The sequence below is a fragment of the Desulforamulus putei DSM 12395 genome, assembly GCF_900129195.1.
Lineage (GTDB): Bacteria > Bacillota > Desulfotomaculia > Desulfotomaculales > Desulfotomaculaceae > Desulfotomaculum > Desulfotomaculum putei.
Map to the genome: position 1 here is coordinate 35401 of NZ_FQUY01000017.1, position 14024 is coordinate 49424.

General features: G+C 49.5%; 15 protein-coding genes. 14 read left to right on the top strand and 1 reads right to left on the bottom strand.

Annotated elements, in window-relative coordinates; translation table 11 throughout:
- Nucleotides 1-146 precede the first annotated feature (146 nt).
- From spoVAC to BUB67_RS11150, 6 genes are read left to right on the top strand one after another with little or no spacing between them, the layout of a single operon-like run.
- Nucleotides 147-605, top strand: coding sequence for a stage V sporulation protein AC (gene spoVAC / locus BUB67_RS11130; protein ID WP_073239504.1), 459 nt, complete (start codon nucleotides 147-149; stop codon nucleotides 603-605).
- 20 nt (nucleotides 606-625) lie between these two features.
- On the top strand, nucleotides 626-1639 hold the full coding sequence (gene spoVAD, locus BUB67_RS11135) for a stage V sporulation protein AD (protein WP_073239505.1): 1014 nt from the start codon (nucleotides 626-628) through the stop codon (nucleotides 1637-1639).
- 12 nt (nucleotides 1640-1651) lie between these two features.
- Nucleotides 1652-2005 carry a stage V sporulation protein AE gene (spoVAE, locus tag BUB67_RS11140; RefSeq protein WP_073239506.1) on the top strand — a complete coding sequence of 118 codons (354 nt, stop codon included), beginning with the start codon at nucleotides 1652-1654 and terminating at the stop codon, nucleotides 2003-2005.
- A 9-nt stretch (nucleotides 2006-2014) separates the two neighbouring features.
- Complete coding sequence (locus BUB67_RS17430; protein ID WP_420795744.1) at nucleotides 2015-2224, top strand: stage V sporulation protein AE; 210 nt, start codon at nucleotides 2015-2017, stop codon at nucleotides 2222-2224.
- Complete coding sequence (locus BUB67_RS17435) at nucleotides 2208-2357, top strand: hypothetical protein (RefSeq protein ID WP_420795745.1); 150 nt, start codon at nucleotides 2208-2210, stop codon at nucleotides 2355-2357. The genes BUB67_RS17430 and BUB67_RS17435 overlap by 17 nt, the downstream gene beginning before the upstream one ends.
- Entirely contained in the window at nucleotides 2291-3817 is a 1527-nt protein-coding gene (locus BUB67_RS11150) for a spore germination protein (protein ID WP_073239508.1), read from the top strand. The genes BUB67_RS17435 and BUB67_RS11150 overlap by 67 nt, the downstream gene beginning before the upstream one ends.
- A gap of 115 nt (nucleotides 3818-3932) precedes the next feature.
- On the opposite strand, the gene mobA is transcribed toward BUB67_RS11150, so the two are convergent.
- Entirely contained in the window at nucleotides 3933-4526 is a 594-nt protein-coding gene (gene mobA, locus BUB67_RS11155; RefSeq protein ID WP_073239509.1) for a molybdenum cofactor guanylyltransferase, read from the bottom strand.
- Between the two features lie 425 nt (nucleotides 4527-4951).
- On the opposite strand from mobA, the gene tatA reads away from it, so the two are divergent.
- From tatA to BUB67_RS16220, 8 genes are all read left to right on the top strand, one after another.
- Nucleotides 4952-5182: a twin-arginine translocase TatA/TatE family subunit gene (gene tatA / locus BUB67_RS11160; protein WP_073239530.1), complete on the top strand. Its 231-nt coding sequence runs from the start codon at nucleotides 4952-4954 to the stop codon at nucleotides 5180-5182.
- 48 nt (nucleotides 5183-5230) lie between these two features.
- Nucleotides 5231-8350 carry a formate dehydrogenase-N subunit alpha gene (fdnG, locus tag BUB67_RS11170; protein ID WP_143157068.1) on the top strand — a complete coding sequence of 1040 codons (3120 nt, stop codon included), beginning with the start codon at nucleotides 5231-5233 and terminating at the stop codon, nucleotides 8348-8350.
- Nucleotides 8351-8378: 28 nt separating this feature from the next.
- Nucleotides 8379-9191, top strand: coding sequence for a 4Fe-4S dicluster domain-containing protein (locus BUB67_RS11175; RefSeq protein WP_073239512.1), 813 nt, complete (start codon nucleotides 8379-8381; stop codon nucleotides 9189-9191).
- Nucleotides 9192-9236: 45 nt separating this feature from the next.
- Nucleotides 9237-10403: an NrfD/PsrC family molybdoenzyme membrane anchor subunit gene (gene nrfD / locus BUB67_RS11180; RefSeq protein ID WP_073239513.1), complete on the top strand. Its 1167-nt coding sequence runs from the start codon at nucleotides 9237-9239 to the stop codon at nucleotides 10401-10403.
- 24 nt (nucleotides 10404-10427) lie between these two features.
- Nucleotides 10428-11240: a formate dehydrogenase accessory protein FdhE gene (locus BUB67_RS11185; RefSeq protein ID WP_073239514.1), complete on the top strand. Its 813-nt coding sequence runs from the start codon at nucleotides 10428-10430 to the stop codon at nucleotides 11238-11240.
- Nucleotides 11241-11276: 36 nt separating this feature from the next.
- On the top strand, nucleotides 11277-12083 hold the full coding sequence (tatC, locus tag BUB67_RS11190) for a twin-arginine translocase subunit TatC (protein WP_073239515.1): 807 nt from the start codon (nucleotides 11277-11279) through the stop codon (nucleotides 12081-12083).
- 309 nt (nucleotides 12084-12392) lie between these two features.
- Nucleotides 12393-13901 carry a sodium-dependent transporter gene (locus tag BUB67_RS11195; protein ID WP_073239516.1) on the top strand — a complete coding sequence of 503 codons (1509 nt, stop codon included), beginning with the start codon at nucleotides 12393-12395 and terminating at the stop codon, nucleotides 13899-13901.
- Nucleotides 13891-13989 carry a MetS family NSS transporter small subunit gene (locus tag BUB67_RS16220; RefSeq protein ID WP_143157069.1) on the top strand — a complete coding sequence of 33 codons (99 nt, stop codon included), beginning with the start codon at nucleotides 13891-13893 and terminating at the stop codon, nucleotides 13987-13989. The genes BUB67_RS11195 and BUB67_RS16220 overlap by 11 nt, the downstream gene beginning before the upstream one ends.
- Nucleotides 13990-14024: the final 35 nt, after the last annotated feature.

Sequence of the window (14024 nt, forward strand, 5' to 3'; positions counted from 1 at the left end):
CGGATTTTTTATTGTTTTGCATTCACCGGCCCAAGCATAAAAGACGGCATAAGACACATAATACCATTAAGTTTGTAATTTAAAACCAGGGACACCGGTACAGGTGTCCCTAAAACTATCAAAAGGTGGTGTGGAATGACTGTAAAATGAATTCCTCCGATCCTTTCGAGCTGCAGAAGAGAGAATATAAAAAAATGGTCCAGCAGGTTAAACCCAAACCCACGGTGATAAAAAACGGTATCATGGCCTTTCTGGTGGGCGGGACTATCTGTGCCGCCGGGCAACTGTTGATGAATTTTTTTAAGGCCAGGGAATTGGGAACCCAGGATGCCGGGTTGGCCACCGCTGCTGTGCTGGTTTTCCTGGCAGCCTTTTTAACGGGTCTAGGCATCTATGATGAGATCGCCAAATACGCCGGAGCGGGTACCATTGTTCCCATTACGGGTTTTGCCAACTCTATGGTTGCTCCGGCCATGGAATTTCGCAGTGAAGGAATGGTCTTCGGGGTGGGAGCCAGGTTATTTACCATCGCCGGTCCGGTGCTGGTCTTTGGTATTGTAACTGCCTGGTTGGCGGGATTAATTACTTTGGTCCTTTCACTATAACAAAGGGGAGGGTTTCAGCCATTAAAGCAGTAAAAAAAATCGGGCTGCAAACCGTCACTTTTACCAACCCCCCGGTTATTGCAGCTTCTGCCTGTATTGTAGGTCCAAAGGAAGGCGAAGGACCGCTGCAAGGTTCTTTTGATAAAGTCCTGGAGGACATGTACTACGGGGAAAAGACCTGGGAAAAGGCAGAACAAAGAATCTTTCAGGAAACTATGGAGCTGGCCTTACACAAGGCCAATCTAAAAACAGGCGATATTGATTTTATGCTGGCCGGTGACCTGACCAATCAAATCATCGCCGCCAATTTTACCGCCAGGGGCCTGGCCATTCCCTTTATCGGGCTTTACGGAGCATGTTCCACCATGTACGAAGGGTTGGCTCTGGGCAGTATGCTCATTGACGGGGGATTTGCCCGGTATGTCCTGGTGGGGGCCTCCAGCCATTATGCCACAGCCGAGAGGCAGTTCCGGTTCCCCACCGAACAGGGGGTCCAGAGGGCGATGTCCGCACAATGGACCGTAACCGGTGCCGGGGCCATTGTATTGGGATCACAGGGCCAAGGGCCCAGGATTACCCATGCCACTGTCGGCAAGGTCACGGACTTTGGTGAAATGGACGCCAGTGATATGGGGGCGGCCATGGCCCCGGCTGCCGCAGACACTCTGTTACAGCATTTGAAAGATACGGGCAGATCCCCCGGGGATTATGATCTCATCGCCACCGGAGATTTGGGCAAATATGGCCGGCAACTGGTGGTTAAGCTGGCAGAGCAAAATGCAGTGGCCCTTTCCGACAGTTATACCGACTGCGGTACGCTGATCTTTGATGAAAGCCAGGACACCCATGCCGGGGGCAGCGGCTGTGCCTGTTCAGCGGTGGTCACCTGCGGTCACATACTGGATCAAATGAAGCAGGGAAGGATAAAAAGGTTTCTGGGCATCGGCACAGGAGCGTTGCTCTCTCCCTGCAGCTGCCAGCAGGGGGAATCCATTCCCGGCATTGGACATGCTGTTGTCATAGATGCAGGCTAAGGAGGGGAAAGGATGCTGCTGAAGGCTTTCCTGGTGGGAGGGAGTATCTGTTTAATCGGGCAGCTTCTTATGGACTTGACCAACTATAAAGTCACCCCTGGACATATCCTGGTTGGTTTTGTGACTGCCGGGGTCATCATCAGCGCCCTGGGTTTTTACCAGCCTCTGGTGGATTATGCCGGAGCCGGCGCCACCGTACCCCTGACCGGTTTTGGGCACCTGCTGGCCCAGGGAGCCATTGAAGAAGCCCGCAGGACCGGGATTTTAGGTGTTTTCAAGGGGGCTTTAAGCGCCGCAGCGGGTGGCATTACGGCAGCGGTGGTATTTGGCTACCTGGCTGCCCTGGTGTTTAAACCGAAGGGGTAGGTGACCTGGGTGACAAAAAAAAGAAATGTGATCTTTGTAACCGACGGCGACCCGGTGGCCCGCCGCACCCTGGAGGTTGCTGCCAGAAATATCGGAGCCAGGTGTATTTCCATGTCCGCGGGAAACCCGTCCCGTATGAACGGTCAGCAGTTGGTGGAACTCATTAAGACGGCTGGTGGTGGGCATTGGAGACATCGGCAAAATGAACGGGGCGGATGATTATCATTACGGGGCGTCCGTAACCACCCGGGCTTTACAGGAAATCATAGAAAGGAGTGGTTTTAAATGGGAGCAGAAGCAAAAGAAGCGCCAAAGGTATCTGCCAACCTGGAGAGAAACATCGCTTACTTAAACAGTACCCTGGGCTATGGTAAAAGCTTTGACATTGTGTTGAGGCGCTTTAATGTTGCCGGCAAAGAAATTGCCATGTATTTTATCAACGGGTTTGTAAAAGATGATGTGATGGCACTGATTTTACGCAACCTGGATGAACTAAAAAGGGGCGATGTGAGTCCCAACAGCTTAAAGAAGCTGTTCAATGAGCATATCAACCATATCCAGGTGGAAGCGGTGGACGAACTGGAAAAGGTCATTGACCAGGTCTTAAGTGGTCCCCTGGCGTTGTTGATCGAAGGGGAGGAGCAGGCGTTAATTATTGATTTGCGGATGTATCCTTCCCGTTCACCCCAGGAACCGGACCTGGAAAAGGTCGTGCGGGGTCCCAGGGACGGGTTTGTGGAAACTTTGTTAATGAATACACTGCTCATCAGGAGGCGGTTAAGAGATCCCCGGCTGCGCAATGAAGTGATGCAAGTGGGTACCCGGTCTAAAACGGACATTGTTATTTCTTACATTGAAGATGTTGCCAATCCTGAATTGGTTAAAAAGATTAAAGAGAACTTGCAAAAGGTTAAAATCGATGGTATTCCAATGGCGGAGAAGGCCATTGAGGAACTGATTCAACCGGGCAAATACGGACACCTGTTTCCCAAAGTCCGCTTCACCGAGCGCCCGGATGTGGCTGTTTCGCACCTGCTGGAAGGGCGGGTTTTAGTGATGGTGGACACTTCCCCCAGCATTATTATTGCCCCCTGTACCCTTTGGGATCATTTGCAAGCTGCGGAAGAATACCGGCAGGGTCCGCCGGTAGGGGTATACATTCGCTGGGTCCGCTACATTGGTATCCTGGCAGCCCTATTCTTGTTGCCGCTGTGGTTCCTGTTTGCCATACAACCGGAACTGCTTCCACCGGCCTTGAAGTTTATAGGTCCCAATGAACCGGGGAAGATTCCCCTCATCGGGCAGTTCCTGTTAGCGGAACTGGCCATCGACATGATCCGGTTGGCTACGGTACATACCCCGTCCCCTCTGGCAACCTCAACGGGTATCATTGCCGCCTTACTGGTGGGGGATGTAGCCATTTCGGTGGGACTGTTCAATGCTGAAGTGGTCATGTACACGGCCATTGCCGCAGTGGCATCCTTTATGATTCCCAGTTATGAAATGAGCTGGGCTGTAAGGATTGTCAGGCTGTTCCTTTTACTTGCCACCGCTGCCTTCCGACTGCCCGGATTGATCATTGCAACCCTGCTGGTACTGGCTTATTTGGTCCGTACCAAATCCCTGGGTGTTCCTTACATGTGGCCATTAATTCCCTTCAACGCCAAAGAAATGTTTGCGGTACTGGTCCGCCCGCCGGTATCTGTCAGGAACACCAGACCGGCCATATTCCACCCGCGGGATGTCATGAGGCAGGCTACACCGGAACCCGCCCGTAAACCGGAGAACGTAAAAAAAGATCGGGGTAAGTAGGAACATCCCTTTAACCCTGCCCGGTGAAAATAGGCAAAGAGAAAGCAAGTTGCTTTATTTTTTTTGAACAGGAAAAGTCCTGCACCGATGGACGCAGGACTTTTCTCGCCGTGTTTTACCCTTCCATATTCAGAACCAGTTGATAATCTTCCGGGGTGTTGACATTGAAGAAAACCCGATCCCACTGGTATTCCGGGTATTGGTCAAAATCAAAATATTTTATATTAACCAAGTCGTAGAAAGACATGATTTTTGGGTTTTCCTTCTGCAGGGCATTTTCCACCGCAGGCAAACAGTCTTTTCTGTAGGAAGCGTGAAGGGGCTGAAAAAAACGGCCCAGCCGGGGCACTACAGCTTGATAAACATGCAGGTCGGTTGTCAATTGCCTGGCCAACCGGGGGTCCACAAAGGGCATGTCACAGGCCACAAAAAAGGCTCCTCGGGAAGCGATGTGTGTAAGGCCGCTGTGAATTCCCGCCAGAGGACCCCGATTGAGAAAAATATCACCATAAATGGGTAAGCCAAAATGAGAATAATGTTCGGGTTGATTGCTAATAATCAGTATTTCTTTAAAATGCGGAATCAGACGGTCGATAATGATCTGTATGAGGGTCTTACCGTTAATTTTTAGCATGGCTTTGTTTGTTTTCATACGACTGCTGCTGCCGCCAGCGAGAATAACAGCAGAAAAAGGGCTTTTATTATCCAATTTCTATCACAACTTTCTAATTCTTATTTACATCCAACCCACAAAGATTACTAACTAAATTACTTCGCTAGTGAAAAAATTCCCCAATAGTATAAAGATTAAGATAATAGAAGAACAGGCTTGACAATAGAAATATTTAAGCCCATATACTTGGCTATAGTTCAACCAGTATTTTTTAATTGTTCCGAAAATATACTATTATTATACTTGTATAATAAAGTTTTGGAAAGGAGGGTCTAAGTACAAGCGTTTTTCCAATTTTAGAGGCTGTTCACGAACCCGTTCTTTGAAAGTTTATGAAATTTTCAGACATCGTTTTATATTCATGTTGCCAAGCACCTTGATTGTTGGCATAATGAATACAAGCATAACTTAATATTTGTGGCATCTTGACATTATTTTATCGATGCCCAAAAACACAAAAAATGGAAAGGGGAGTGAACGTCTTCTTCGAGGGAATTTTTCAACCAACTCACCTCATTCTCATCTTAATTGTGGTCTTGATTATCTTCGGACCCGGTAAGCTGCCTGAGGTGGGTAAAGCCATGGGCAAGACCGTAAGTGAGTTCAGACGGGCCACATCGGCCAGCTTTGAGCAGGAAGAGAAGAAAGAAAAAGAAAAATCTGCTCAGGCAAAAGAAGAATCCGACAAATAGCAACCCATACAAAAGAATCCCGGTTAAACCGAGGGGGTTAAAGGTTACATGAGAAAAATAAGCAGGCGCGATTTTTTAAAAAATCTTGGACTGGGGACTGCAGGGCTGACTTTAGTGGCGAGTCCCGCCCTGGCCTCTGAGTCCCACAGTAAAATTACCGGAGAGAAATTACCCGCTAAAATCAGAAAAGTAAAAGAAACCTACACAGTCTGTGCTTTCTGCGGCTGTGGTTGCGGCATCATTCTTTATACCAACAACGACAATAAAATTGTTTTCTGTGAAGGGGATCCGGATCACCCCATCAATGAAGGTTCCGTCTGTTCCAAGGGCAATGCCATTATTGATACTTATAACACAATTGAAAAAAAAGGGAACCGCGTCATCAACAAACTGCGGGTTACCAAACCTCTTTACAGGGCCCCCGGCAGCACCAAGTGGGAAGAAAAAAGCTGGGAATGGGCCCTATCTGAGATTGCCAAGCGAATTAAGTCCACCCGGGATGCCACTTTCGAAGAGAAAGATGACAAGGGTGTAACGGTCAACAGGACCACCGCCATCGCCACCTTTGGCAGCGCTTCCCTGGATAATGAAGAAAACTACCTGCTCCACAAGATGTTCAGATCGTGGGGGCTCCTGAATATTGAGCACCACGCCCGCCTCTGACACTCCTCCACGGTAGCCGGTCTGGCTGCTTCTTTCGGACGGGGTGTTATGACCAACCACTTTATTGATTTCATTAACACAGACGTGTTTATGATGATTGGCTCCAACTCGGCAGAAAACCACCCGCAGGCCATGAAATGGATTGTCAAGGCCAAGGACAAGGGTGCCAAGTTAATTGTGGTTGATCCAAGATTGACCAAATCCGCCGGCTTGGCAGACGTCCATGTACGCCTGCGTCCCGGTACCGACATTGCTTTTATAAACGGAATGGTCAACTATATAATTGAAAACAATCTGTATTTTAAAGATTATGTTCTGCATTACACCAATGCCAGCTTTTTGGTAAATCCCGAGTACAAGTTTGAGGACGGTGTGTTCTCCGGGCTTACTGAAAAAGACGGTAAGAAGACCTATGATACCAAAACCTGGCAGTACCAGATGGATGGCGACCCGGCTAAAGACGGCATTCGGGAAGAGGCCATCAAGAAGGATCTCACTCTGCAGGATCCCAACTGTGTTTTCCAAATCTTAAAGAAACACGTAAGCCGTTATGATCTGAAGACGGTTTCTTCAATTACCGGTACACCGAAGGAGACCCTGAAAAAGGTTTACGACTTGTTCGCTTCCACCGGAAAACCGGACAAGGCCGGTAACGTGATTTATGCCATGGGAATTACCCAGCACACTTATGGTTCCCAAAACTGCCGGGCTCTCGCTGTCTTACAATTACTTTTGGGCAATATCGGCATTGCCGGCGGCGGTGTAAACGCCCAGCGGGGTGAATCCAACGTGCAGGGCTCCACCGACTTTGCCATGCTGAACCACTACCTGCCCGGTTACAACCCCATGATTTATGCCTATAAGCACAGCAAACTGCAGGACTATTTGGACAAAGACGTGCCCAAGACCAGTTACTGGTCCAACCGGGGCAAATTCTTAATCAGCATGTTAAAGGCCTGGTATGGTGACAAGGCCACCAAGGAAAACGACTTCTGCTTTGACTGGATACCCAAGCACGATAACAAGAACCGCAGTCACATGGGTATTTTTTCCGATATGGCCGAGGGCAAAATTAAGGGCATGATCGCCTGGGGTCAAAACCCCGCCGTGGGCGGACCTTCCTCCTTCCAGGGACGCAAGGCCATGGAGAAGTTGGAGTGGCTGGTAGCAGTTGATTTATTTGAAACCGAAACAGCTGCCTTCTGGCACCGGCCGGAAGCCGACCCCAGCAAGATCAAAACCGAAGTATTCTTCCTGCCCGCTGCCATGTCTTACGAAAAAGAAGGTACTGTAACCAACAGCGGCCGCTGGCTGCAGTTCCGCTACAAGGCCGTCGACCCGCCGGGTGAGGCCAAGAGCGACCTGTGGATTGCCGACCGGCTGTTCAAGGCTGTGAAGAAAGAATACCAAAGCGGCGGCAAGTTCCCGGATCCCATTTTGAATATGGTCTGGAACTACGACAAGCCCGGCGAAGAGGAGCCTAATATTGACCAGGTGGCCATTGAAATCAACGGTTACAATGTAACCACCAAGGAAGTATTGCCAGGCTTTGCCCAATTGAAGGATGACGGCTCCACCGCCTGCGGCTGCTGGATTCACAGCGGCTACTGGGCAATGGACAAGGAAGCCGGTACCGTTGCTGCCAAGCGTAAACTGCTCAAAGACAAGTCCGGTCTGGGCCTGTTCCCGCAGTTTGCCTTCGCCTGGCCCGCCAACCGCCGTATCGTCTATAACCGCTGTTCCGCCGACCCTGCCGGCAACCCCTGGAACCCCAAAAAGGCCCTTGTGAAATGGGATGCTGTGGCAGGCAAGTGGGTTACCGCGGATGTACCGGACTTTAAAGCGGCCGATCCGCCAAAGGACCCCAAGGATCCTAACGCCAAGCCGACCCCTGTACCGCCGGACAAAACCGTTCCTTTCTTCATGCAGGAGGAAGGTCGGGGACGTCTGTTTGCGGTGAAGGGCGTCAATGACGGCCCGCTGCCGGAACATTACGAACCTATTGAGAGTCCGGTGAAGAATATCCTGTCCAAACAGCAGAATATGCCTTTGGCAACCAGATTCAAGGGTGACTTCAGCAAGTTGGCTGAAACCGCCAGTGAAAAATATCCCTATGTGGGCACTACCCACAGGGTAATTGAGCACTACCAGAGCGGCGCTGTCACTCGAAACTGCCCGACCTTAGCAGAAATTTCCGCTCATATGTTTGCCAACATTTCGCCGACACTGGCCCAGAAGATCGGTGTCAAGACCGGTGATGATGTGGTGATTGAAACCGTCCGCGGTCAAATCACCTGCAAGGTTTCCGTCTCCGGCGTATGTGTGCCCCTTATCGTCGACGGTAAAGAGGTTGAGGTGATCGGTATGCCCTGGTGCTTTGGCTATCAAGGCATTGCCAAGGGGGCTTCGGCCAACGACCTGACACCCAGTGTAGGCGATCCGAACACCAATATTCCGGAATACAAGGCCTTCTTGTGCAACATCAAGAAAGCCGGCAAACATTAAAAGAGCAGTGCTAATGGGGGTGTAAAAAGTGCCAAAAGGCGTACTCGTTGATATAACAAGATGTATGGGCTGTAAGGCATGCCAGGTGGCCTGCAAGCAGTGGAACGACCTGCCGTCAAGCAACCCAGAGTTTAAGGAAGGCCTTACCAGCCCGCCGGATATGAACGGCTATACTTACACCACGGTCCAGATCGAAGTGGTGAAAAAGGATAACGATTATACAATAAGGTCTGCCAAAAGGCAGTGCATGCACTGCGAGCACCCGGCCTGTGCCTCGGCCTGCTTTGCCAAGGCTCTGCAAAGGGATCCTAAAACCGGTGCGGTCCATTACTATCCTCACCTCTGCGTGGGTTGCCGCTACTGTATGCTGGCCTGTCCCTTTGATGTCCCCAAATACCAGTGGGATAAACAGTTCCCCCTGGTGGCCAAATGCCAGTTTTGCTTTGATCCCGAGGGCAAGTATGACCGCCTGGGTTATGGTCTGAGGCCTGCCTGCGTGGATACCTGCCCCACCGGCGCATTAAAGTTCGGTGAGCGGGATGAACTGCTCCAAGAGGCCCGTAACCGCATTAACAGCGATCCTAAATATATCAAGAAGATCATGGGTGAGAAAGAAGCCGGCGGCACATCCTGGCTGTATATCTCCGACGTGCCCTTTGAAACCTTTGGCTTCCGTCCAAACTTGGGTACCAGACCGTTGCCGGAGTACTCCCACAACTTCCTCAAATGGACACCGATCATTGCTGTGGGCTGGGGTACCTTGCTAACCGTCTTGTACCACTATACCAAGCGCCGTGAGCAGGTCGCTTCCGAGAGCGGCAAGAAAGATGTTCACATGTAGGCAGCGGAAAAAAGACGAACCAAATGGTTATTGGGGGGAAAAATAATGTCGGCAAATAAAGGATTGCTAAAGGAAATTGCGGAGTATAAGTGGAAGTTTACCATGACTCCCACCCGCAAAGTATTACTCCTGCTGGCCGGCCTTGCCATCGTCGTGATGGGCTACCGTCTGGCCACAGGATTGGGAGCCACCACCAACTTGAATGACAAGTGGCCCTGGGGCCTTTGGATCGGCTTCGACGTGCTGACCGGTGTTGCCCTGGCCGGCGGTGGTTACGGTACAGCAATTATCGTTCATGTGCTGCACAGAAACAAGTATCATGCCATTGCCCGCAGTGCCATGCTGACTTCCTTGCTGGGTTACCTGCTGGTAATGGCCGGGCTGTTTATGGATATCGGCCAGTGGTTTAACTTCTGGCGCCCCTTTGTATCCTGGGGTCATGCTTCTGTACTGTTTGAAGTGTTCTGGTGTGTGTCCTGCTACACCACCGTCCAGGTGCTGGAGTTCGGCGAAATCCTCACTGAAAAGGTTGGCACCAAGTACCACAGCATGTTCAAAAAGGCTTTGCCCGTATTGATGATTGTGGGTATTGTTTTCCCCACCCTGCACCAGTCCTCACTGGGCGGGCTGTACCTTATTATGGTGGATAAACTTTACCCGCTGTGGTGGTCACCATACATCGGCTTGCTTTTCCTGATGTCTTCCTTCTTTGTGGGACCCGCCATGATCTGCGTTGAAACCACCCTGGCCGGCAGGGCATTTAACCATGAGGTTCCCATCCCTGTTTTACGGGGGCTGGTCCGCATTTCCGGTGTGTTCATGATTCTTTACCTGGCTCTCAAGCTGTATGATCTGGCAGCTCGGGGCGTATTCGGTCTGATGTTCAAGGGGAATTTGGAAGGTAATTTGTTCCTTCTGGAAGTGATTCTGGGTGTGGTGATTCCCATCTTTATTGCCTTCAGCGGCATGAGCAACACCCGCAGGGGTCTCATTACCTTTGGTGTTCTGGTGAGCGGGGGTCTCGTTTTCAACCGTATGAACGTTGTGTTTACCGGTATGTCCGCGGCCCTGGGCGGCTGGTACTTCCCCTCCGTCATGGAATGGGCCGTCAGTATTGGCCTTGTGGCCATCGGCTGCCTGGCTTACTGCTTTATCGTAGAGAATTTCAATATTTTGGAACATGAGGAACACCACCACAAGGCAACAGCCTAAAAGAAACTCAAAGGAGTTGCTCTAATGGAAATAAAGAACAATACAGAAAAACTGGCCAACTTTTATCTGGAAGTAATGGAACTGGAAAATGACACGGAGACATTAGAGTGGAAGGTGGTTTTGGATCCTCAACAAATAAAACAGTGGGAACAGGGGGAAGCCGCCCTGGCGGTGGCCCCTCCGGAAATTGAGTGGGAAAAGGTATTTGAACGTTTCTTTTCTGTGGCCCGGTCCTGCCAGAAATGGCAGGCGGGCCCACAGCCTGTTTCAGATGCCTTTTTGAAATCCTTGGAGGAACTGGCTGAATCCCAAAGGAAGGAATTCATCACCTCTCTCTTCAAGGTGGACGGTCAAATAGGTAAGTGGGCCAGGCTATTGGGTGCTCCCGTTGACCTTTTGGATTTTATCGCCCTGGTTACCTTCAGGCCGTTTTTCAAAACCTACGGACAGGCCGTTTTGGGACAAGTTCAGCTTAATGACTGGATGCAAAGCCATTGCCCCGTTTGCGGTGATCAGCCCACCATGGCCAAGCTGGCCGGCAAGGAAGGCTACCGCAAGTTATACTGCGGGCGTTGCGAAACCGAATGGCGTTACAGAAGAATTGGGTGCCCCTATTGTAAGGATGAAAATGCTTCCCAGGCATCGTTTATTACCCTGGAGGACAGTAAACAATACCGTATATATCTTTGTGAACGCTGCAAAAGTTATTTGAAAACCGTCGATGAGCGGGTGTGCGGGGAAGTGGATCTGTTTTGTGAGGACCTAGCCACTGTTGAATTGGATCGTTTGGCCCAGGCTGAGGGATACCAGCGGGGAGACAGAAGACAGCAGGTTTAACAGGGGTAACTTGCAGAGCAGAAGGGGGTATCTGTTTTGTTCGAAGATCAAGACCAGACGATGATGGAGCACCTGGAGGAACTCCGCCGGGTGCTGATCATCTCTTTAGTGGCCACCTTCATTATGGCCGGTGTATGCTGGTTCTTTAGTGACCGTATATTGGAAATCATTCTCAAACCGGTTCTTGCCACCGGAAATAAGATGCATTATATCGGCATCATGGAAGCCCTGATGACCAAAATAAAGCTCTCCTTTTTTCTGGGCTTTCTGGCAGCCCTGCCTGTGACCCTGTGGCAATTTTGGGCCTTTATTATGCCGGCTCTGCGCAAGATGGAAAGGGTTTATTTCACCGTCTTTGTGGTGGTTTCCTACGTGTTTTTTATCGGCGGTATTCTGTTTGCTTTTTATACGGTGTTCAACATGGGGGTAAAGTTCCTGCTGCACTTTGGCGGTGAGGAGCTTTTGCCCATGCTGACCATTGGCAATTATGTATCCTTTGCCATGATGTTTATCTTGCCCTTTGGTGTTATTTTTGAACTTCCCCTGGCAGTATTTCTTTTAGCCCAGCTGGGTGTTATCAATTACCAGTGGATGGTGAAAAAACGGAAAATGGCCATCCTCATTTCGGTGGTGGCCGGCGCCGTGCTGGTTCCTTCACCGGACATTATTACTCCCTTGATGATGGCTACTCCCATGTACCTGCTCTTTGAGCTCAGCGCTTCCATTGTAAAACTGGTGGACTGGCTGAAAAAGCGAAAGGCTAAAAGGAAAGCAGAAGAGGAGGAAGCGCTGGCAGAGGATCAAGGTGAAAATAACGTTACCGGTACGGAGGGTAACGATTAAATTTCATAGCGCCACACAAAGGTCGGTTTTTACCGGCCTTTTAATTTTATTGAAAAATAGGGGTCAGCTCCAATATACCCCTCAATACATAAACTGTGTCAGATAATTAAACATAGAAAAAAAGACATTTTAAATAATGTCAGTAATCTGTACATGTGATTTAAAAGGTATTTTTAAAAAAGTGTCGTAATTTAAAAGTGCAAGCAACTGTTCAATAAATAAAACATATGTTTAGAAAGGGGGAATGTCCCTTTATCATAAATATGGTTTTTTCTTTAAATAATTGCATTTATTTAGGAGGTATGAAAGTTGGGACAACGTGAACAATGGGGAACCAGGTTTGGTTTCATCATGGCAGCAGTGGGGTCTGCCGTAGGCCTGGGTAATATTTGGAGATTTCCCTACATGGCCGCGGATAACGGTGGGGGGATCTTCTTCCTTTGCTATTTATTTGCTTTGTTAACCGCGGGAATTCCCATTATGATTTTGGAGTTTGGTATTGGTCATAAGTTCCGGGGCGGGGCTCCTCTCACATTTGCCCGCATGAACCGTAACTGGGAATGGCTTGGCTGGTGGCAGGTACTGGTTTGTTTCTTTATCGCTGTGTATTACGTGGTTGTCATTGCCTGGGCAATATCCTATGTTGGCTTCTCCATAACCCAGGCCTGGGGGGATGCTCCGAAGGACTTTTTCTTTGGCAAATTCTTAAAACTCACCGGCGGCCCCTTTGAACTGGGTGGCATCAATACACAAATTTTATTACCTCTGATATTAGCATGGGCAGTAACTTTCATTTCCATCTACACCGGCGTCAAAGCGGGAATTGAAAGGGTAGCAAAGGTTTTAATTCCGGTTCTGTTCTTTATGGTGGTATTCATCGCCATCCGCGGCGTGACATTGCCCGGCGCTGCAGCAGGTTTAAACTTCTTATTTGAACCTGATTTCAGCAGGCTCTTGGACTACAAGGTTTGGACCGCTGCATACGGACAAATATTCTTTGACTTAAGTATTTGTTTTGCCATTATGATTACTTATGCCAGTTATCTACCCAAGAAATCTGACATTGTTAATAACGCCTTTACAACCTGTCTTACCAACTGCAGCTTCAGTTTGCTGGCTGGTATGGCGGTGTTCAGTATCCTGGGTCATATGGCATTTACCCAGGGAGTAGCCGTAAAAGAGGTTGCCAGTGCGGGTGTAGGCCTGGCCTTCATTACCTTCCCGGCGGCCATCAGTACCCTTGGTAGTGCGGCCCCGCTCTTTGGAGTTCTGTTCTTCCTGGCCCTGACCTTTGCAGGGATTACTTCTTTGATTTCCATCAATGAAGCGGCCATTGCAGCCTTCATGGATAAGTTTAATATGGAGCGGAAGAAAGCAACCGTAATCTATACCGGTACCGCCGCTGCCTGCAGCCTGTTGTTTGCCACCGGCGCCGGTTTGTATATTTTGGATATCGTAGACCACTTTACCAATAACTTTGGCATTGTGTTCGGCGGCCTGCTGGAGGTCCTGTTGATCGGCTGGTTATTCAACCTGAAATCCATTAAGGATCACGTCAATCCCATTTCTGATTTCAAGGTTGGCAACTGGTGGTTATTCTCCATTAAAGTTGTTACACCCCTGGTGGCCGGTTACACTGGCATCATGACATTAATCAGTGACTTGAAAAAGCCCTATGAGGGGTACCCGCCGGACGCCCTGTTCTGGATGGGTTGGTTTGTATTAATCGTGATCATGGTTGGCGGGATTTTGATGGCTTCCGTGAAATGGAAAGACGAGCAGTCTCTGGTTAAAGGGGGCGTGACACTTGACAGGTAGCGCTATTTTTATGATGGTTTTAGCCATGATTCTGTTATGGGGCGGCGCCGGCTATTGCCTTGCCACCGCTATGAAAAAGAAATTCTAGCTGGTTGATAGGTTAAAGAGAGACCCTGATTACTC

Bases quoted from the DNA above. Each gene is read 5' to 3' on its own strand.
- spoVAC (WP_073239504.1), top strand. From the start codon at position 147: ATGAATTCCTCCGATCCTTTCGAGCTGCAGAAGAGAGAATATAAAAAA.
- spoVAE (WP_073239506.1), top strand. From the start codon at position 1,652: ATGCTGCTGAAGGCTTTCCTGGTGGGAGGGAGTATCTGTTTAATCGGG.
- BUB67_RS17435 (WP_420795745.1), top strand. From the start codon at position 2,208: ATGAACGGGGCGGATGATTATCATTACGGGGCGTCCGTAACCACCCGG.
- BUB67_RS11150 (WP_073239508.1), top strand. From the start codon at position 2,291: ATGGGAGCAGAAGCAAAAGAAGCGCCAAAGGTATCTGCCAACCTGGAG.
- tatA (WP_073239530.1), top strand. From the start codon at position 4,952: ATGGAAAGGGGAGTGAACGTCTTCTTCGAGGGAATTTTTCAACCAACT.
- nrfD (WP_073239513.1), top strand. From the start codon at position 9,237: ATGTCGGCAAATAAAGGATTGCTAAAGGAAATTGCGGAGTATAAGTGG.
- BUB67_RS11185 (WP_073239514.1), top strand. From the start codon at position 10,428: ATGGAAATAAAGAACAATACAGAAAAACTGGCCAACTTTTATCTGGAA.